Source organism: Anaerobacillus sp. QJM3NY_32, assembly GCF_056173645.1.
Genome location: NZ_CM149684.1, coordinates 2,123,238 through 2,143,398 on the forward strand (window position 1 = coordinate 2,123,238; position 20,161 = coordinate 2,143,398).

General features: G+C 39.7%; 19 protein-coding genes and 1 riboswitch. Of the genes, 14 read left to right on the top strand and 5 right to left on the bottom strand.

Annotation, left to right across the window (positions count from 1 at the left end; all coding sequences use genetic code 11):
• Positions 1 to 4: 4 nt before the first annotated feature.
• Positions 5 to 1,489 carry a glutamate synthase subunit beta gene (locus AC0VYH_RS11315; protein ID WP_475367398.1) on the top strand — a complete coding sequence of 495 codons (1,485 nt, stop codon included), beginning with the start codon at positions 5 to 7 and terminating at the stop codon, positions 1,487 to 1,489.
• Positions 1,490 to 1,588: 99 nt separating this feature from the next.
• Here the strand turns inward: AC0VYH_RS11315 and AC0VYH_RS11320 are convergent, their stop codons facing one another.
• Positions 1,589 to 1,678, bottom strand: a complete 90-nt coding sequence (locus tag AC0VYH_RS11320) for a putative holin-like toxin (protein ID WP_224880206.1) — start codon at positions 1,676 to 1,678, stop codon at positions 1,589 to 1,591.
• Positions 1,679 to 1,896: 218 nt separating this feature from the next.
• Here AC0VYH_RS11320 and AC0VYH_RS11325 point away from each other — a divergent pair, with 218 nt between their 5' ends.
• The 3 genes from AC0VYH_RS11325 to AC0VYH_RS11335 all read left to right on the top strand — a co-directional run bounded on the left by AC0VYH_RS11325 (position 1,897) and on the right by AC0VYH_RS11335 (position 4,164).
• Positions 1,897 to 2,841, top strand: coding sequence for a ring-cleaving dioxygenase (locus tag AC0VYH_RS11325; RefSeq protein ID WP_475367399.1), 945 nt, complete (start codon positions 1,897 to 1,899; stop codon positions 2,839 to 2,841).
• A complete protein-coding gene (locus AC0VYH_RS11330) occupies positions 2,838 to 3,443 on the top strand; it encodes an alpha/beta hydrolase (RefSeq protein ID WP_475367400.1) in 606 nt (201 codons plus the stop codon). The genes AC0VYH_RS11325 and AC0VYH_RS11330 overlap by 4 nt, the downstream gene beginning before the upstream one ends.
• 262 nt (positions 3,444 to 3,705) lie before the next feature.
• Entirely contained in the window at positions 3,706 to 4,164 is a 459-nt protein-coding gene (locus AC0VYH_RS11335) for a DUF4306 domain-containing protein (RefSeq protein ID WP_475367401.1), read from the top strand.
• A 72-nt stretch (positions 4,165 to 4,236) separates the two neighbouring features.
• Here AC0VYH_RS11335 and AC0VYH_RS11340 read toward each other — a convergent pair whose 3' ends face one another.
• Positions 4,237 to 5,472 (bottom strand): dicarboxylate/amino acid:cation symporter, encoded by a 1,236-nt coding sequence (locus AC0VYH_RS11340; protein WP_475373759.1) that lies wholly within the window; start codon positions 5,470 to 5,472, stop codon positions 4,237 to 4,239.
• 275 nt (positions 5,473 to 5,747) lie between these two features.
• Here AC0VYH_RS11340 and AC0VYH_RS11345 point away from each other — a divergent pair, with 275 nt between their 5' ends.
• The 3 genes from AC0VYH_RS11345 to AC0VYH_RS11355 all read left to right on the top strand — a co-directional run bounded on the left by AC0VYH_RS11345 (position 5,748) and on the right by AC0VYH_RS11355 (position 8,174).
• Positions 5,748 to 6,524: a class I SAM-dependent methyltransferase gene (locus AC0VYH_RS11345; RefSeq protein ID WP_475373760.1), complete on the top strand. Its 777-nt coding sequence runs from the start codon at positions 5,748 to 5,750 to the stop codon at positions 6,522 to 6,524.
• A 6-nt stretch (positions 6,525 to 6,530) separates the two neighbouring features.
• On the top strand, positions 6,531 to 7,031 hold the full coding sequence (gene mug, locus AC0VYH_RS11350; RefSeq protein ID WP_475368999.1) for a G/U mismatch-specific DNA glycosylase: 501 nt from the start codon (positions 6,531 to 6,533) through the stop codon (positions 7,029 to 7,031).
• A gap of 246 nt (positions 7,032 to 7,277) precedes the next feature.
• Positions 7,278 to 8,174 (top strand): branched-chain amino acid transaminase, encoded by an 897-nt coding sequence (locus AC0VYH_RS11355; RefSeq protein WP_475367482.1) that lies wholly within the window; start codon positions 7,278 to 7,280, stop codon positions 8,172 to 8,174.
• A gap of 343 nt (positions 8,175 to 8,517) precedes the next feature.
• Here AC0VYH_RS11355 and AC0VYH_RS11360 read toward each other — a convergent pair whose 3' ends face one another.
• Together AC0VYH_RS11360 and AC0VYH_RS11365 are read right to left on the bottom strand one after the other, a co-directional pair.
• The gene (locus AC0VYH_RS11360) at positions 8,518 to 10,401 is read right to left on the bottom strand and encodes a vWA domain-containing protein (RefSeq protein WP_475373761.1); all 1,884 of its coding nucleotides are present in this window, start codon (positions 10,399 to 10,401) and stop codon (positions 8,518 to 8,520) included.
• Complete coding sequence (locus AC0VYH_RS11365; protein ID WP_430246428.1) at positions 10,402 to 11,307, bottom strand: ATP-binding protein; 906 nt, start codon at positions 11,305 to 11,307, stop codon at positions 10,402 to 10,404. It abuts the gene before it with no gap.
• A gap of 175 nt (positions 11,308 to 11,482) precedes the next feature.
• On the opposite strand from AC0VYH_RS11365, the gene AC0VYH_RS11370 reads away from it, so the two are divergent.
• The 3 genes from AC0VYH_RS11370 (at position 11,483) to AC0VYH_RS11380 (ending at position 14,205) form a co-directional block, all read left to right on the top strand.
• Positions 11,483 to 11,824, top strand: coding sequence for a YojF family protein (locus AC0VYH_RS11370; protein WP_160919492.1), 342 nt, complete (start codon positions 11,483 to 11,485; stop codon positions 11,822 to 11,824).
• Between the two features lie 13 nt (positions 11,825 to 11,837).
• A complete protein-coding gene (bshB2, locus tag AC0VYH_RS11375) occupies positions 11,838 to 12,503 on the top strand; it encodes a bacillithiol biosynthesis deacetylase BshB2 (RefSeq protein WP_194221648.1) in 666 nt (221 codons plus the stop codon).
• Positions 12,504 to 12,585: 82 nt separating this feature from the next.
• A complete protein-coding gene (locus AC0VYH_RS11380) occupies positions 12,586 to 14,205 on the top strand; it encodes an ABC-F family ATP-binding cassette domain-containing protein (RefSeq protein WP_226613088.1) in 1,620 nt (539 codons plus the stop codon).
• Between the two features lie 37 nt (positions 14,206 to 14,242).
• Here the strand turns inward: AC0VYH_RS11380 and AC0VYH_RS11385 are convergent, their stop codons facing one another.
• Positions 14,243 to 15,592 (bottom strand): MATE family efflux transporter, encoded by a 1,350-nt coding sequence (locus AC0VYH_RS11385; RefSeq protein ID WP_430246431.1) that lies wholly within the window; start codon positions 15,590 to 15,592, stop codon positions 14,243 to 14,245.
• A 131-nt stretch (positions 15,593 to 15,723) separates the two neighbouring features.
• On the opposite strand from AC0VYH_RS11385, the gene AC0VYH_RS11390 reads away from it, so the two are divergent.
• From AC0VYH_RS11390 to AC0VYH_RS11405, 4 genes are all read left to right on the top strand, one after another.
• The gene (locus AC0VYH_RS11390) at positions 15,724 to 16,134 is read left to right on the top strand and encodes a thiol-disulfide oxidoreductase DCC family protein (RefSeq protein ID WP_475367406.1); all 411 of its coding nucleotides are present in this window, start codon (positions 15,724 to 15,726) and stop codon (positions 16,132 to 16,134) included.
• A 167-nt stretch (positions 16,135 to 16,301) separates the two neighbouring features.
• Positions 16,302 to 16,404: riboswitch (purine riboswitch) on the top strand.
• A gap of 246 nt (positions 16,405 to 16,650) precedes the next feature.
• Entirely contained in the window at positions 16,651 to 17,532 is an 882-nt protein-coding gene (locus AC0VYH_RS11395) for a 5'-methylthioadenosine/S-adenosylhomocysteine nucleosidase (protein ID WP_475367407.1), read from the top strand.
• A gap of 261 nt (positions 17,533 to 17,793) precedes the next feature.
• Positions 17,794 to 18,684 (top strand): nitrilase-related carbon-nitrogen hydrolase, encoded by an 891-nt coding sequence (locus AC0VYH_RS11400; protein WP_475367408.1) that lies wholly within the window; start codon positions 17,794 to 17,796, stop codon positions 18,682 to 18,684.
• 99 nt (positions 18,685 to 18,783) lie between these two features.
• The gene (locus AC0VYH_RS11405; RefSeq protein WP_475367409.1) at positions 18,784 to 20,145 is read left to right on the top strand and encodes an NAD(P)-dependent oxidoreductase; all 1,362 of its coding nucleotides are present in this window, start codon (positions 18,784 to 18,786) and stop codon (positions 20,143 to 20,145) included.
• Positions 20,146 to 20,161 lie beyond the last annotated feature (16 nt).

Genomic DNA, 20,161 nt, shown 5'->3' on the forward strand with positions numbered 1-20,161 from the left:
TCGATTGGGTAAGCCAACAGGTTTTTTAGACTATCCTAGAGAAAAAGCACGTGAAAGAGATCATTCAACACGTTTAAAAGATTGGGAAGAATACCAGCTTCCTCAATCTGAAGAAAATCTGAAAACGCAAGGGGCACGCTGCATGGATTGTGGCACGCCCTTCTGCCACTCAGGTATAGAACTAAATGGGAGTGCATCGGGTTGTCCACTTTATAATTTGATTCCTGAATGGAATCACCTTGTATATCAAGGGAAATGGAAAGATGCGCTAGATCGACTTCTTAAAACGAATAACTTTCCGGAATTCACCGGTAGAGTTTGCCCGGCACCGTGTGAGGGAGCCTGCGTAGCAGCTATTCCTGACGACGCTGTTGCAATAAAAAGCATCGAGAAGGAAATTATTGATCGCGGGTTTGCAGAAGGTTGGATGACACCCCAGCCTCCCAAAAATCGTACAGGTAAGAAGATTGCCATTGTAGGGTCAGGTCCTGCTGGTTTAGCAGCGGCCGATCAGCTAAATAAAGCTGGTCATACTGTCACTGTATTTGAGCGTGACGATCGTATTGGTGGTTTACTAATGTACGGTATTCCTAATATGAAGCTTGATAAAGAATTAGTTGAACGACGTGTGAAGCTTCTTGAAGATGAGGGAGTAACCTTTATTGCGAATACCGAAATTGGAAAAGATGTCACACAAGATGAGCTTCGTGATCAGCATGATGCTGTAATTCTTTGTACAGGTGCTCAAAAGCACCGTGATCTTCCGATTGAAGGTCGTAAGCTCGGTGGCATTCATTATGCCATGGATTATTTAAGACAGAATACGAAAAGTTTGCTTGATTCTAAGCTTCAAGATAACAAGTATGTTTCTGCAGAAGGTAAAAATGTTATTGTTATCGGTGGCGGAGATACTGGAGCGGACTGCGTGGCAACTGCGCTCAGACACGGTTGCAAAAGTGTACACCAATTTGGTAAACACCCGCAGCTAACTGCCGACCGTATGATCGATAATCCTTGGCCAGAATTCCCTAAGGTTTTTACTCTTGACTATGCTTATGAAGAAGCGCAAGCAGAGCACGGGGAAGATCCTCGTCAATATTCCATCATGACGAAAAAATTCGTTGGTGACGAAGATGGCAATGTGAAGGAACTTCATACGGTTACAATCGAAAAGCATGTTGATAAGATGGGCAATGTGTTCATGAAAGAACTCCCTGGTACAGAGCAAGTTTGGCCAGTTGAGCTTGTCTTCATTGCTATTGGATTTACTGGACCTGAAGAAGGGGTTCTCGAACATTTTGAAGTAGAGCAGGACAATCGGAAACGAGCGAAGGCTGAATTCGAAGACTATCGCACAAACGTTGATGGTGTTTTTGCAGCAGGTGATGTTCGCAGAGGACAGAGTCTCATTGTATGGGCGATAAATGAAGGTCGCGGCGTTGCACGCGAGACCGATCGTTATCTTATGAATAAAACTGTCATGCCTTAATTGAAATAAAAAAGCACTCCTATGAAGGTAGTGACCCCGAAAGTTAGAGTTAAAACTAACTTCCGGGGGTCATCACCGAAGGGGTGCTTTTTCACTTTGTTAGGATGAACGATCTTTCGTGTGGATGATGGCGAGCACAAGAGCGGAAAAGCTGACCATTAACGACAGGGCCTCAAATACGCTTAGCATCACATCACTCCTTTACATATAGAATGTCACCAGCAGGGGTTGTCCTATACGCATAAGAGGAAAAGATTTGACATAAGAATACAAATTATATACACTTAAATCAAATATCTCAAATTCGAGATAAAAGACATCTAAAAGAACAAATTAGACGATTAAAAACCGTACTATACGGGAACCTTCTAAAGTGGATGTAATATTGAAAAGGAGACTTGTCATTTATGAAGCATACAACAGGAATACATCATATTACCGCAATTGTAGGAAATCCTCAGGAAAATATTGATTTTTATAGTGGGGTTCTTGGTCTTCGTCTCGTTAAAAAAACAGTGAACTTCGATGATCCAGGAACATACCATCTTTATTTCGGAAATGAAGAAGGGGCACCGGGTACAATCATGACCTTTTTCCCATGGTCGAAAGCACATGATGGAAAGATTGGCTCTGGTCAAGTTGGCGTAACTAGCTTCGTTGTGCCTGAAGGCAGTTTAACGTTCTGGAAAAAGCGTCTTGATAAATTAAATGTAGAAAACGGTGAGATGACTCGGTTTGGTGAAAAGGTTCTCGCTTTTGATGATCCACATGGACTACACCTTGAACTCGTTGAAAGAGAAGAAGGGGAGCGAAACACGTGGAGCTTTGGCGGTGTTAGCACAAAACATGCAATCAAAGGATTTGCAGGTGCTACATTATTGACCGGCAAGTCGGAAGCAACTATGAATGTGTTAGAAGAAGTTCTTGGTTTTATTCGTGTAGCTGAAGAAGAAGATTTTGTTCGATTTAAATCCAGTGATTCGATAGGCAACACGGTCGACGTGAAGAAAACACCGCTAGATTCTGGAAACATGGGCTCAGGTACTGTCCATCATATTGCGTTTCGGGCTAATGACTTCAATGATCATGAAGAATGGAGAAACTTACTCGAAGAAAAAGGGTATAAACCAACTCCGGTCGTTGATCGACAGTATTTCAATGCCATTTACTTCAGAGAAGAAGGTGGAATACTGTTTGAAATAGCGACGGATCCTCCAGGGTTTGCAAAAGATGAAGACCCTGATGAAATGGGGAAAAACCTACTTCTACCACCATGGCTAGAAGAGAAGCGATCTCAAATTGAAAATCATCTTGAACCAGCGGAAGCAAGAGTCCTAAATGGTGACAAATGATGAACCATCTTTTTAAACAAGGAAAAAAAGAGCTTCCGACTCTACTACTACTTCATGGTACTGGCGGAACAGAAGAAGATTTGGTTCCTTTAGCTGAACTTATTGCTCCTGGGCATTCCATTCTGAGTGTGAGAGGTAATGTATCAGAAAACGGGATGGCGCGCTTTTTCAAGCGATTAGCGGAAGGCGTTTTTGATGAAGCGGATTTAATAGAGAGAACACATGAATTAAATGCTTTCATCGATGAATCAGCACAAAAATACGATTTTGAGCGCAACAACGTTATTGCAATAGGGTACTCGAATGGCGCTAACATCGCAGCTAGCCTTCTATTCCACGATGCAAATTCGCTTAAAGGCGCTGTCCTACATCATCCTATGGTGCCACTGCGTCATCTTGAGCTACCGAACCTTAAGCAAAAACCAATTTTCATAGGCGCTGGTGAAAATGATCCCATTTGCTCTCCAAAAGAGACAAAGGAACTTCAGGAAATGTTTTCTCATGCTGGGGCAGAGGTAACGGTTCATTGGGAAAGTGCAGGTCATCAATTAACGAGATCAGAAGTAGAAAAAGCGGCAGAATGGTTTAAAGAAAACTATTAGAACAGCTGGTTGATTTTAATTAGTTATACAATAAAAAAGCGGAAACGAGCATTAAAATCGAATGATTTTGATGCTCGTTTTATTATAAAGGATAAGTTCATACGATATTTAATGACTAGATTTTGAATCATTCATAAGCAATAAATCTACTTAATCTATTAAGTTTGAGGACATGGTTTTAACGGGTTTAGATCCAAAAATCATTATGATAAAATAAGGGTGATGATTTGAAGTGGTTTTCAGGTAAGGAGTCGAATGTTGGATGATGAATATTGTGAAAGGTAGTACCGCACTTGTTATGCTTGTTTTATCTACATTAGGAAGCTGGTATGAAGGTAGTGAACTACGAAATAAACCGTGGGAATGGGAATATAGCACATTTTTTTCAAGGGTGATAAACGGCCAAGTTACAGGGCAAGCAGATATATCAAGTCTAGATCACTTTATATATGCGGCTAAATTCAAACCGCTCTTCCCAATTCTTATGGTGGTAAGCGGTATTTATTTGCTGACGTTTTTATTTTCATTCGCCGTTAAGCATGATCGGAAGAAGTTAAAAGTCTATTATGGAAGTCTAGGAATGGGGTTACTTCTCGCAAGTTGTTTTAGCAATAATTCTCCCACAATTGGATTAGAAATAATTTCATGGTTGCTCATCACTGTTGGTTTACTCAATATTGGAGGATTCTTATGGATCGGTAGAAGGACAAGAGAAATTTAGTGTTAATAGAGCTTAATCGTTTAATTAGAGAAAGGCGGCCCTGTTATCGAGATAACAGGGCCGCCTTTTCATTTAAGCAACTGATTTGGATGTTTTCTTTTTATCACGATCGATGACAGCTGCCCCAATAATATCACCAAGTACGTTCGAAGCTGTACCAGCCATGCCAATCATGACGTCAACTCCAGCGATTAAAGCAACAATTTCTAAGGGAAGGTTAAACATGGTTAACACTGCTGATAATGTCACTAAGCCGGCAGCGGGAATCCCTGCCGTTCCTATGGAGAGAAGTGTACCTATGGCAACAATGGTCACATAATCCATAACGGAAAAGTTTAACCCGGTGACGTTTGCAGCAAAAACGATTGACACACCCATTCTTAAGGCCCCTCCATCTGAATTGAAGACGGCCCCGATTGGTAAAGAAAAGTTCACAATTCGTTCTGAGATGCCGGCTTTTTTAGCAGAGTCAATCGCGATTGGAAGCGAAGCGATACTACTTGATGTAAAAAATGCTGTTAAATAAGCATCTTTCGTTTGAAAAAAGAAGTTTTTAATACTTAATTTCGCGTACTTTAGAAAAGAAGTATAAATCAATGCCCAAAGTAATAGAACGCCTAAATAAAAAACACCTGTGAAAGCAAGTAAAGATTGGAACGTTTGCCAGCCTTGATTGCCGAAGGATGTGGCACTAATGGCGAAGATGCCAAGCGGTGCATAAAGTAAAATACCTTGCAGTAACAAAAAGAATAAGTCATTTGCAGCGGAGAATAGCTTATGAAGTCTCTCGCCAGATTCACGCATGTCATTTTTCTCAGAATAGCGCATTTTTCCTATAGTTAATCCAATGATCACAGCTAGAAAGAGTATACCCATGAGTTGTCCCGAAGAAAAGGTTTCAAAAAGGTTATTCGGAACGATATTTAAGAGAACATCAGAAAAACCAGGAGTGTCAGGCTTTTCAACTTTCGTATCCGGAAGTGTTAGACCAGACCCAGGGCTAATCCATAAAGCGATTGTAACACCTATTAAAACAGCGGCTGCTGTTGTTAATCCGTAATATACTAACAGTTTTCCACCTAATTTCCCAACGTATTTAGGGTTCATTTGATTGATTGCAAGCACAACTGTTAGAAAAATAACTGGAATGGCTACCAGGTTAAGCAAGTTGATTAGAATGGTGCCAAGCGGTTTAATGAATTCTATACTTGAGCCAAAAAGAATTCCCGCTGTAATACCAAGTATAAAGCCAAGCGTCATTTTTAGTATGAATGAAGAATTTTTATACATTATCCACATTTTTTGCATTGTTCCACCTCTTATTAAATAGTGTTATTAGTATAACAGCTACATAATAATTTGTTTAGAATTTGAATTTTCATTTATCGTATTTGTTAAAATTATATGGTTTATATAACAATGAGCCAATGGTGTTTATGTTAGTTGATAGCACGTGTCCACCGAATACAGCTTCACTTCATTTTTTATTTCAATATAGTTTCTAAGGTGGAGTAGTTCTCTCCGGAAATCTTCTTAAACGACATGGTATACTAGCTTTGAAGGAAATTAAAGGAGATAATCGGATGATTTTTACAACTGCAGGGAGACCGACTGAAGCACTCATTAAAGAGGCTATAAAACTGAGTCATTATTATGAAGGTACTTACATATCAAGAGAAAAACGATCGATTCAACAAATCATTCATCTTTATCAGGAAATAGTTGTGGTTGTCGGTTTTGATCGATTATGTTTGTATAAAAAAAGCGCTGAAACACCGGTTTTCTTTCATCCAAACTCAGCCATGTTTCGTTGCAGGGCGGTTCTAAATGGACGCGATGATGCGTTTATTAAGGCGAGTGGTCTTAGTGAGGGAATGAGCTTGTTAGATTGTACAGCAGGTCTTGCTTCTGACAGCATCGTTGCGAGTTTAGTAGTAGGCGAATTCGGTAGTGTACAAGCAATTGAGGGTTCAGAGCACGCGCTATTACTTCAAGAAGGATTAAAAAAATGGGAAAGTAATAATAACTACGTAGATAAGGCGATGAGGCGAATAACAGTTCGAAGTAATAAATATGAAGACGTATTACCTCATTTAATGGAGAACTCGGTTGATGTTGTATATTTTGACCCAATGTTTGAAGATTCTATCTTAGCATCTGACGGCGTATCTGGTATCAAACAGGTTGCGCTTTATGATGCACTCACAGAAAATATGGTGATGGAAGCTAGAAGAGTTGCTCGCATAAGAGTGATTTTAAAAGATTCTTGGAACAGCTCGCGGTTTGAACAGTTAGGTTTTCAACAACAAATTCGAAAAACATCGAAATTTCATTATGGAATACTTGAATGCAAGGAGTGAGGAGCTTTGTTACCAGACCATCTTGATCATCAGTTGAAAATTTTGTTTATCGGTTTTAACCCTGGACTCCAGTCCGAGAATGAGGGGCATCATTATGCAAACCCAACAAATCGTTTTTATTCCGTATTAAAAGAAGCGGGTCTTACAGATCGTAAGCTCTTACCAGAGGAAGATCATAGGCTTTTAGAATATGGGTATGGACTCACGAATATCGTAGATCGTCCTACGCGAGGAGCGGCTGACTTAACGTCTGATGATTACACAAAAGGACGAGAGCAGCTTAGCAAGAAAATTAGATTGTACAAGCCCGAAGTCAATTGTTTTGTAGGAAAAGGAGTTTACCAGAAATTCTCGGGTGTTAGAAAGGCTGAGTGGGGATATCAACCCGTTAATCAAATAGATGGTGTGCAAGATTTTGTGGCACCATCAACTAGCGGATTAGTTAGGATGACGCTTGAGGAATTAGTAGAAATCTATCGGCATTTAAGTACAATGCTAAGAAAATGAACGACATAGATTTTGTTCTCATTCGAGAATCAACAGTATCTAGCTAAGTACAGAGAAATAGTCCCTTCGTAAGAACATGTCGTACATTACTGGTGCAACATTAATCGAAAATTCTCTAATGATTAGCCATTACGAGCATATATTATTTAAAAAGCTATGTTAGTTAATAGTGATGATATATCGGCTTTCGGTAAAAAACAACAACGTTCAATCTAGCCATTAAAGAGGGTGAATGGTGTGGCTTTTATGTTTGATAAAGATCGATTTGTAGATGATCGTTCCTTAAGTCTGAGCGTGAAAAACAAAGGGCTAAACTATGGTTTAGGCTGCATAGAAGGTATACGCGCCTTTTGGAATAAAGAACAAAAGCAGCTTTTTGTTTTTCGATTAGATGATCATTTTAAAAGGTTCCACGGCTCTGGAAAAAGCTTGTATATTCCCATTCCCTATTCTATAGATCAGTTGTCTGAGATTACCAGACAGTTACTATTAATCAACCAAGTGACTCAAGACGTTTATATACGGCCGCTTTGTTTCAAAGGAGCTAATACGTTACGTCCAGATTTAAATGATCCATTAAATCATCTAGCAATCTATCTGGATCTTACCGAGTATGAGCCAAAAGCTTCTATAAATGTATGTGTTTCCTCTTGGACAAGAGTAGGAAGTAATATGATTCCTCCACAAACAAAATCAACAGCTGGTTACTTGAATTCAGGGTTGGCAATTAATGAAGCGATGTTAAACGGTTATGATGGGGCTCTTTTTTTAACTAGAGAAGGGAATGTTAGTGAAGGAGCTACTAATAACCTCTTTATCGTACGAGGGAATGAAGTTGTGACTCCTCCAGTATCAGATGATATTCTTCCTGGAATCACTCGGAATACCGTTGCTCAAATTGTATACAGAGAGTTAGGATTATCAATGCGAGAACAGAGTATTACGAGAGTTGAGTTATACGAGGCAGATGAAGTGTTTCTTACGGGAACGGCTATTGGAATTAAGCCAGTAGTGGAGATAGATCGGAGAATAACAGGAAATGGTAAAATCGGTCTGATTACACAGAAAATCCAAAAAACGTATGACCAGATCGTTCGTGGGGAAATGTCATCCTATATTAGCTACTGTACTTCTGTGTATTAAAATGCAAAGATCTTCGAGCTAAATCGCTTAAGGTACTATATCCTTTACGATGTAATTTTTTATTAAACGAGTAAATAGAAGAGAAAATCAATTTGCCAAACCGTTAATCTTAGCACCAGCATAAACTGCTTTTATTTCTATTTATGTAGTATTTAATTTTATTTCGATATACTTTACTGACGATTTCTACCATTATTTCTTAGCGGTTTAGCGAATTGGTTTATTAGTTGGATGAGACAGGATATAGAAATGGGGTCCATCAATAAAAGGGATGTCAAGTATATTTATTATAGATAAAACGGTTATCACCATTTAGGGACAAAGTGATAACCGTTCATATTTTCTATACAAATCGTAGCAACAATCGCTTCAACAGAGGCGTTAAATAAGCGGGAATCTCATTAGCAGAAGGAATCACAAGGCTTTGTGTGCCGTAGATATTTCGCATCGTATTTTTTTCCTTTTCCTGTGGTTCCCCGTTAGATAAGAAAACACCGATTACTTCAAAGCCTTTTTTCCTTGTTTGCATCACGGCTTCATGAGTATCAATGATACCATTTTCGCTGTAATCGTATGCGGAAGGCTCGCCGTCTGTAAACACAAGTAAAATTTTATGTTTTTCATTTCGTTCAGCTAATTCTTGAGCAACTTTTCGAATCGCATACCCATCCCGATTGTCTTCTTCAGGTTCCAATTGCATAATTTTAGCCCCTTCATGAGCTTGAGTCGATCGGTTGTAATCAACAATTTGAAACAGGGTATTCGGTTGTTCCTGATCATCAGCATCGAATGCATCTTCATAGAATCCAGTGATCGAGTGTTTAATATTTAGTCCTTTTAGCGTCTCATGGAAAAGCGTAATACCTAGTCGTGTTTCTTCCATCTTGTCGTACATCGATGCCGAGCAATCGACGAGTAACGAGAACGTTACATCAAGCTCTGTACTAGGCGCATTCTTTTTATAAAAGAGACGAGGGTTTTCGTCTGTTAATAGCCTTAGTAGCTTGCGGTTCAATCGTCCAAAATGAAGATCACTTCTAGGAGCAATTTGTTTTTGCTCGATCGTTTTCTGGATCGCAGCACGAAGTGATTTTTCAGCGTATTGGATGTCAGCCTTCGCAGTTCGATAATTCGAAAGCTCTTCAGAAGTTGGTTTTTCGGCATGACGAATCACTTCTTTTACGTTTCGATTCGCTTCACCTAGAGGATCCTGTGAAGAAGCAACTGCTTTTGTATCACGACTTTCAAGAATTGCCTCTTCATCAAACTGACTGCCCTCTGACTGCTTAGAAGCACCTTGGACACTGACAAAGGCCTGATCACCAGATTCTTCTTTTCGCTCGCCTTCTCCGATCAGATCTGATTTAGCGCCTTCTTCTAAGTCAAATTGAAGGAAGTTGGATCCTTCTTGCTCCTGCTCTTCATGCCACGTATTCATTTCCTCATCATACGTTTCTTTATCTTCTTTATCAGTCGTTTCCATCGTATCGTCACTTTTTAACTGACGAGCTTCTTCATCTTCAACAACAGTGGAAGCGTTGACCGAGGTTCCATACATCGTTAAATATTCTGTTGTCATATCGAAATGATCAACATTCAGCTCCTGACAAAATGCGCTTGTGAGAGTGGCAACGTCTTTTGTTGAACTAGCTTTAGAAATCTCTATAATTAAATGGCGCAGATAGGGCTTATATTCTGCTAGTTCATTTCCTAGAGCAACTGGTTTACCGATCGCTTGTAGATAGATTGCGCAGAATAATGCATCAAGCAGCTGATTCTGGCGATTATGAACTTCAAGACGACCACGAAAACGCTTTTGAAATAATGTTCGTCTTGTATCAAAAGCAGCGCTCATTCCTGGTCGGATAGACATACAAATCTGCTCGAGTCTTATATCCTCTAATAATGCAAACAGTTGTTTACGGAAAAGAGGATGTGATTGTTGTTTGATAGTGGAGAGGTAGTGATCTACTTCATTGAAATTCGTATAATGAACATTACCAAGTGCACGAAGGTAGATGTCACTTTTCATACCATCATATTGCGTTCCATCAAAAATATCATTCCAATAATGACTGACCGTAATCAACTGTTCAGCTGGTCTGTAGTAAGAATGGAAAGCGAACTGAACTTCACTCTCTAGATGACTCAGTGTTTCCGCGAGATCAGATAAACTTAGATGAAGAAACGGATCAGTCTGATTCTCAGCAAAGTTTAGAAACTTCATTTATGATTTCTCCTGATAACGTCCGAAAATTGTTTCTGCGATGTTTTCCACTGCAGCTTTTTCACGCTCATCTTCAAGCTTATCTGTAATCGCTCGTTTAATCGCGCGTCTCGCTTCCATAAATGTTGTTAAGTCACAAGCGTCTAGAAGTGAACGAGGAGAGGCGGCTTCCTCTGAAATTTGACCATCTCTTACTTTTGATTGAAGGTCAGCAGATAACGTAACAAACTGATCCAGCTGTTTTGAATCATCTAAAAGCGATTGTTCACTTAACATTTCTTTTAAAGCTTCTCCCTGTAGGTAAGGTACTTCTATCACGATAAAACGATTTTTTAATGCTTCATTTAATGGTGCTGTTCCAATATATCCTTCATTAATTGCAGCAATGACGCCAAAGTTCTCTTTTGCCCGAACCGTTTCTCCTGTGAAAGGGTTTAGAACCATACGACGATAGTCAAGTACACCATTTAGAATGGGAAGTGTTTCTGCTTTAGCTGTATTAATTTCATCAATATAGAGAAGTTCGCCGTTTTTCATCGCGTTTTCTACTGGTCCAGGAATGAATGTAATATGAGCATTGTTTTGTTCGTCATATGTTAACGTTTTATACCCTAGAAGCGCTTCCGCATCAAGGTCAACAGAACAGTTAATCGAGTACATTGGCTGGTTAAAGAAGTAGCTAATTAGTTCGGCAAGTTTTGTCTTACCAGCACCTGTTGGACCTTTAAGAAGCACATTTTTACCTAGAATCAAAGCTGTGACGGCATCTTTTACGATCGACATATCTGGTGCTGTATAGCCTTCAGATCCGATGAGATAGTGCTCTGGATTGGAGTTTGCCTCGCGTCTTGCTTCAATACGGTCTTGTATTTTATCTGGAATATCAAACGTTTCATATAATTGCATCTTTCATACCTCCGAGTTTCGAATTCATGTCTATTCAAAAGTTAACTATAACGGAAAAAAACGGTCTCTGTCTAATGAAAGTCGTTCTAATGCCAACGTCAATCATTTTACCAGGCGGAATAGATGAGCTATACTAGTTCTAGCAAGTAGGCCTAAGAAAGAAGGGGGCATAAGAATGAAGCCTATTCAAATAGAAAAAGTACAAGAAATCCTTGAAACATTTGAGAACAAAGAACTGTATTTTCACTTAGAAACAACGAGTGGAGCCTATGCTGCTCAAGATAAAGAAAAGCTTGCGGTTGGAGCTTACATAAGAAATGGCTCAATCAAATTCACCAATGTCAAAATGGCAGGTAGCGGTCCATTCCGCGTTGGGTTTAAATTAAATGACGGTTGGATGTATGCTGAAGGCTTAACGGATTATCAATTGGATGATGGTCGTTTATTAATGGCAGGTCATGATTCGAGCGGCCGTTTAGCAGTAGCTGTTCAATTAAGCTATACACCATTCGACTAAGGAGGAAACGATTATGGAGAAACAAGTCCTCGTTGTTTTCCCGCATCCGGATGATGAAGCTTTCGGAACTGCAGGGTTGATAACGAAATTTGTAAATGAAGGCGTGCCCGTCACTTATGCATGTGCAACGCTCGGAGAAATGGGACGCAATATGGGGAATCCATTTTTTGCGACAAGAGAAACACTTCCAGAAGTACGAAAGAAAGAATTACAAGATGCCTGCAACGCTATGGGCGTAAAAGATCTTCGCATGCTCGGGTTTAGAGACAAGACGCTTGAGTTTGAAGACCCTGAACTGCTTGTTTCTACAATTGGAGAGCTAGTTGATGAATTAAACCCATCATTAATTATTACATTTTATCCAGAATACGGTATCCATCCGGATCATGATGCTTGCTCTGCAGCTGTCATAGAAACGTTAAAACGGATCCCGAAGGAAAAACGTCCAACGGTTTATGCTTTACCAATTACTCCGGACCGTGAAGTGGTACTTGGTAAACCTGATAAAGTTTTTGACGTAACGGATGTGTTAGAAACGAAGATCAAAACCATTGAAGCTCACCGCTCCCAAACAGAGGCGATGGTGGCAAGACTTGAAGATGGTTCAATGGATCCGAATTCTGAAATGATGTCGTTTATTAAACAAGAATCCTTCTGGATCTATCCATTTGATGAATAAGATCTGTTGGGTTCATATCTATTCCGTGTAGAACATGTTATAATTTGCACTATATTACGATAGATGGAGGAATACGACCTAAATGATTACAGTTACAGATGTCGGCTTACGATATGGTGATCGTAAGCTTTTTGAAGATGTTAATATTAAATTTACTCCAGGAAACTGTTATGGACTAATCGGTGCTAATGGTGCTGGTAAGTCAACGTTTCTTAAGATTTTATCAGGTGAAATCGAACCACAAACTGGCGATGTTCATATGGGACCGGGAGAACGACTTGCCGTCCTGAAACAGAACCATTTCGAATACGAAGAGTATGAGGTTCTTAACACCGTAATTATGGGACATGCACGTCTTCATGAAGTGATGCAGGAAAAGAATGCGATCTACATGAAAGAGGATTTCTCTGATGAAGATGGTATGAAAGCTGCAGAGCTTGAAGGTGAATTTGCTGACCTTAACGGGTGGGAAGCTGAATCAGATGCAGCTGTATTGCTTAGAGGACTTGGTATTTCTGAAGATCTTCATGATAAGAAGCTTGCAGACCTTACTGGTTCTGAAAAAGTGAAAGTACTTCTTGCACAGGCTCTTTTTGGTTCTCCTGATATTCTTCTACTGGATGAGCCTACGAACAACCTTGATCTTGGCGCAATTCAATGGTTAGAAGAGTTCCTTATTAACTTTGAGAATACCGTTATTGTTGTGTCCCATGACCGTCACTTCCTAAACAAAGTATGTACGCACATGGCTGACCTTGATTACGGTAAAATCCAAGTGTATGTGGGTAACTACGATTTCTGGTATGAATCAAGCCAGCTTGCTCGTACGATGAAAGAGGATGCGAACAAGAAAAAAGAAGAGAAAGTAAAGGAACTTCAAGCGTTTATCCAGCGCTTTAGCGCGAACGCGTCGAAGTCTAAACAGGCTACGTCACGTAAGAAGCTTCTTGATAAGATTACGCTTGATGATATTAAGCCTTCTTCAAGAAAATATCCTTACGTAGCCTTTACACCAAATCGTGAAATCGGAAACGACGTGCTTCACGTTGAAGGTTTAACAAAAACGATTGATGGTGTAAAAGTACTTGATAACGTAAGCTTTATGCTAAATAAAGACGATAAAGTGGCACTCGTAGGTCGTAATGAAATTGCGAATACGGCGCTCATTAAAATCTTGATGGGTGAAATGGAAGCAGATAGCGGAACGTTCAAGTGGGGTGTTACCACTTCTCAAGCTTACTTCCCTAAAGATAACTCTGATTACTTTGAGGGTGTGGATACGAACCTTGTTAACTGGCTTCGTCAATATTCCCCAGAAGATCAAAGCGAAAGCTTCCTACGCGGCTTCCTTGGAAGAATGCTTTTCTCTGGTGAAGAAGTATTGAAGAAAGCGAGCGTTCTTTCCGGTGGCGAAAAAGTTCGCTGCATGCTTTCAAAAATGATGCTTAGCGGTGCGAATGTTCTTGTACTTGACGATCCGACAAACCACCTGGATCTTGAATCAATTACTGCACTCAACAATGGTCTTATGAATTTCAAAGGTGCAATGATCTTTACATCTCATGACCACCAGTTCATTCAAACGATCGCAAATAGAGTAATTGAAGTAACACCTAAAGGGATCATTGATAAAGAAGCAACTTATGATGAGTACCTTGAAAACACTGAATTACAAGCAAAAGCACAAGAAATGTACAAGTAATACAAAAAGCGGCACCCTTCTGGGAGCCGCTTTTTGTTTATATAATTCTTCCGACTCTTTGTACGTGACGGAGACGTAGGAAGAGCGTAATAGCAGCAACGAAAAGTCCCGCACTAAGCCCAACCCAGTAGCCGTATGGACCGAACGCTGTGTATTTCGCTAGTAAGTAGCCTGAAGGAAGGCCAATCACCCAGTAAGAAATGAGACTCATAACAAGCGTTACGTTAACATCTTTATATCCTCTGAGCGCTCCTTGTATGGGAGCAGCAACGGCATCGGAAAGCTGAAAGAAGATGGCGTAAATAAGGAATACTTTAATTAAATCAAACACTTCCATGTTGCTTGTATACCAACTCGCGACGGTGTCATTGAAGAGAAATAAACAAAGAGCTGATAGTAAGGCCATTAGAACAGCAAAGACAATGCCCATATAGCTGTATTGCTTTGCATCCTGTAATCTTCTTGCCCCAACCTCAAATCCAATAGCAATTGTTAACGCCATTGATATACTAAGGGGGATCATATATAGAAGAGAAGCAAAATTAATGGCTGCCTGGTGAGCAGCGATCGTTTCGGTTGTATACGTGCTCATTAAAAGTGTAACGGCCGCAAAAATACTGACTTCAAAAAAGATAGAAAAACCTATCGGAACACCGATTTTTAGCTGTTCTTTCCAGGTAGAAAAGGATATTGGATAAAAACGTTTGAAAATCCTATACGCTCGGAATGGCCTTACTCTAATGACAACAAGTAAGGCGATTAAAAGAATAAACCAATAAGTGATCGCTGATGCATATCCAGCACCAACACCTCCTAATTGGGGGAATCCCCATTTACCGAAAATCAAAACATAATTGAAGAATACATTGATTGGAAGAGACGTGAGCGTGACTAGCATCGTCGTCCTTGTTTCTCCAAGTGCATCAAAGAAACTCCTTAGAACGGAATAAATAAACAGTGGAATAATCCCGAAGGAAAGTCCGATGAGGTAATCTTTTGCAATTTGAGCAACTTTGTTATTAAGATCCATGGTGTTTAAAATAGGGTCTAATATAAAATAACCAACAACTAATATACTAACGGAGAGAGCAACCGAAAGATAAATGCCCTGAAGTACTGAAAATGAAACCCGATCTTCCTGCTTTGCACCGATATAATGCGAAACAATCGGAGTGATGGCAAGCAATATGCCACTTAATCCTGTAAATACAGGAACCCAGAGACTTGAACCAATGGCAACTCCTGCAAGATCATTTGCTCCAGCTCTTCCACTCATAATCGTATCTACGAAATTCATTGAGTAGAGACCAACTTGAGTGATTAAAATGGGATAAAGAATGATGACTAATAATTTGATCTTTTCCTTGATCGTTTTAGTTGGATACATGGTGCAACATCCTTGCTATGTAGAATACTGAACATGGAAATTATAGCATATTCCCCATCTTAGATTATGTAGTTATGATATACTTAGTATGTGAAGTAATGAGCATGTTTTAAAACGAGGTGAATGGAACAGTGGATACAACCAGAGAATCGAAAACAAACGTTATTCTTTTTGATGGGGTTTGTAATTTATGCAATGGATTAGTGAAGTTTATGTTTAAGTATGACAAAAAAGCTGTATTTTCTTTTGCCTCCCTCCAATCGGAGACGGCTAAACATCTCCTTCATGACGCTGAACTAACAGACGTTCCGGATAGTGTGATTGTCATTAAGGATGGAAAGGCACTCGTTAAATCAGATGCAGCTCTTTATATTGTAAAGCAGCTAGGAGGCTTTTTTAGTCTTTTTCTTGTACTCCGACTTTTACCATTAAGGCTAAGAGACAAAATTTATGACGGCATTTCGAAGCGCCGTTACAAATGGTTTGGGGAAAATGAAAGTTGTATGATTCCATCAAAAAAACAAAAAGAAAGGTTTCTATAATTTTAGGTCTAACTTTTTAATAGTTATTGTTAATTATCGTTAATTCCCATTAAATCTTTCTATATACTTCTCGAAAGCAATGAATGGCGAACGATTTTATTAAAAATATATTTAATGTTCATGTTTTAGTTGTGATGATCAAGAATGTCTGTTATGGTATTAAAGTACTAACTTAATCATTTCTTACTCGTATATTCTCAGAAATATGGTCTGAGTGTTTCTACCCGGTTCCCGTTAAAGTACTGGACTACGAGTTGAAATATGCATGTAGCTGACTTAACATTTAGTTTTACTAATAACTTTGGCAGGGATATTTGACGCATATTTTAACTTTCGTAGGTCTGGACGGTAGAACATCTTCTACAAAATCCTGGCCTATTTCTTTTGATTTTAATACGAGAATCACATTCTAGAAAGGGAGAATGACGACGGAAGAAAAGTTTACTATTGTCAGTCACAAATCACGTATTTGATGAAGAAGAGTGTCCGAACTTACATACTAGGGAGAGAAAATCGATGAGGAAACCATTTTTTAAAAAATACGCTACATCAGCTATGATAACTTTACTTTTGTTAGTTGTTTTGTCAGCCTGTAACTCTGCACCAGAATCTTCAGCTGAACAAGAGAAAACAGAAAGACCAATCATTGTACAGGGACCAATGCCAATTGAAGCAGAAGAGTTCGCACAAAAATTAGAGAATGTAACAGAAGAAAATTCAGGTTCGTTCGTTTTTTACAAAGGAACGGTGGATGATTATCCTGTTATCGTTACGAAAACAGGTAAGGGAATGGAGAATACGGCAGCTGCAACTGCACTAGCAATAGAGAAGTATAACCCGATCGCGATTATCAATCAAGGAACATCAGGAGGACATGATCCTGAATTGGACGTATTTGATATCGTATTAGGGCAAAGAACCACAAACACGGGTTCATTAAAAACAACTAATCTCGAGGAGAATGAGGGTATTAAGCCAACGGAATGGAAACCAATGGACTTAATGGCGTCTGAAGGTAGCGCAGGAGAAGATCCAGATGCAGAAAATATCCGATACTTTGATGGAGATAAGGACTTACTTGCTGCCGCGAACGCCGTGAAGGATGAATATACAAAAGGAAAAGTTGTGGAAGGAACAATTGGTTCAGCGGATGTATGGAATAATGAAATTGATCGTATCAAGTGGTTTCATGAAAATTATGGTACATCCGTTGAAGAAATGGAAGGTGCTGCAGGAGCACAAATCGCTCAAGCTTTCGATGTGCCTTTCCTAGGGATTCGTATTCTTTCAAATAATAAAGTAAATGGAGGAGAATACAACCCAAATACTGCTGAAGCAAATCAGGAGTATGTTTATAAGGTCGTTCAACAATATATTAAGGATCAAAAAGATAACTAGCATCCATGAAGTGTCTAGTAATCGTAGACCATAAATACAACCATGGGATTTAACAAAAACAGCTTAAGTAGTAAGTGCGGAGAGAGCCGTACTTCACTTAGGCTGTTTTTTTGATCCATCTTCTTTTAAAGACTCGCGACAGAATGCTAGTTTTTTGTACATTTTATTTTACATTTTGTATAGTGCATGGAGGAAATGAATCTTCTACACTTTTATTAGAAAGAAAATTCAGTTAACTAATGTGAATAGGAGGGCATACATATGGCAGATTCAGTGAAAATTGGCCTAATTCAGGCAAAAAATGATGTGGAAGGTAGTGAATCAGTTGACCTTCACAAAGAAAAAGCCATTGAAAAACATATTCACCTTGTAAGAGAAGCAAGTGAAAAAGGAGCTCAAATTGTTTGTCTTCAGGAGATCTTCTATGGACCGTATTTTTGTGCAGAGCAGAACACAAAGTGGTATGACGCTGCAGAAGAGATCCCCGAGGGTCCAACGACAGTGAGATTTCAGGCGCTTGCTCGAGAACTTGGTATTGTCATTGTTCTACCTATTTATGAGCGAGAAGGCATCTCAACCTATTATAATACTGCTGCTGTTATTGATGCTGATGGTTCTTATCTTGGTAAGTACCGGAAACAACACATTCCACATGTAGCAGTTGGAGACAAAGGCCACGGATTCTGGGAAAAATACTACTTTAAGCCTGGTAATCTTGGTTATCCGGTATTCGACACGGCTTTCGCAAAGATAGGCGTGTATATTTGTTATGATCGTCATTTTCCAGAAGGAGCAAGACTGCTTGGTTTAAACGGCGCAGAGATCGTTTTTAATCCTTCTGCAACGGTAGCTGGACTTTCTGAGTACTTATGGAAGCTAGAGCAGCCAGCTCATGCTGTTGCGAACGGTTACTATCTTGGAGCCATTAATCGAGTTGGAACAGAGGGACCTTGGAACATGGGTGAATTCTATGGACAATCTTATCTTGTTGATCCACGAGGCAATTTTGTAGCGATGGGTTCAAGGGATGAAGATGAAGTGATTATCGGTGATGTAAATAAAAAGATGATTCGTGAAGTTCGAGATACGTGGCAATTTTATCGCGATCGCCGTCCTGAGACTTATGGGGAAATGACTTCACTATTGCCTTGATGGGAGTGAAAGCAGGTGTGGCTTCGCCGCCTGCTTTTTCATTTAAGGATCTATTAGTTTATCAAGCGGTAATGCGTAATTTAAACAGGGGGGACGAATATGAATACAAGCGAACCAGCGATCCAAAAGGAACTGCAGAAAAGGTTTACTGAAGTTGTTCCACCTCTCACGAATCAGGAAGCGTTTCAAGAATCTCAAAGATGTCTTTATTGCTATGATGCTCCTTGTATCAAGGCGTGTCCAACCGGCATAGATATACCAACTTTCATTAAAAAAATCGCTTCAGGAAACATGAAAGGGTCAGCAAAAACAATTATGACTGCAAACCCAGTAGGAGCGAGCTGTGCGAGAGTATGTCCGACAGAAGAACTATGTGAAGGTGCATGTGTGTTAAATCATTCGACAAAACCAATTTTAATTGGTAATCTGCAGCGCTACGCTACAGATTGGGCAATTAAAAATGATCAAGTACTATTTAAACAAGGACAACCAAACGGGAAGAAAGTCGCAATTGTAGGTGGCGGCCCAGCCGGTCTATCAGCTGCTCGCGAACTTGCGCTACTTGGCTATAGTGTCACAATCTATGAAGCCGAGAAACAGGCAGGTGGACTTGATACGTATGGCATCGTGTCTTTTCGGTTACCAAAAGCCATTTCACTCTGGGAAGTGGAGCAAATTGAAAGGTTAGGCGTCACCATTAAAACGGGTGTGAAAATAGGCGTTGATCTTCCATTTGAAGAGTTAGTTTCAACAAATGACCGTGTTATTTTAGCAATTGGCATGGCAAATGTTCCAGATCTTCAAATTTCAGGGGAAGAAGCTGATGGTGTTTACGATGCCATTGAACTCGTCAAAATGACAAAGAATGCGCCATTTCCAACTCACTTAAAAGGAAAGAAAGTTGTTGTGGTAGGAGCAGGGAATACAGCGATTGATGGGGCAACCTGCTCTGTTCGACTCGGTGCAGAAAACGTCAAAATACTTTATCGTCGATCTGAACAAGAAATGACTGCTTATGACTTTGAATATGAATTTGCCAAGCAGGATGGCGTTGAGTTTCGCTGGTTAACACAGCCGGTTGAAATAATGACAAATGAAACTGGCGATGTAGAAGGAATGAAATGCGTCAAGATGAAGCTTGGAGAAGCGGCTAAAGATGGGCGAAGGAGGACAGAACCTATTCCTGATTCTGAATTCCTTATTGAATGTGATGCTGTGGTGAAAGCGATTGGCCAAAAGCGGCATCTTCCATTTATAGAAGAGCTTGGTCTTGCTCATAAAGACGGTGTCATTTTAATTAACCAAGAAACGATGGAAACATCGAATCCCAAAATCTATGCGTGTGGAGATGTTATTTTCGGAAAAGGACAGGGAGAAGCCATGGTTGTTTCAGCGGCTCAACAGGGGAAAACGGCTGCTTATCATATGCATGAAAGCTTAAAAGCAACGTACTCAGCGTAAGAGGAGAAAGGGGAAT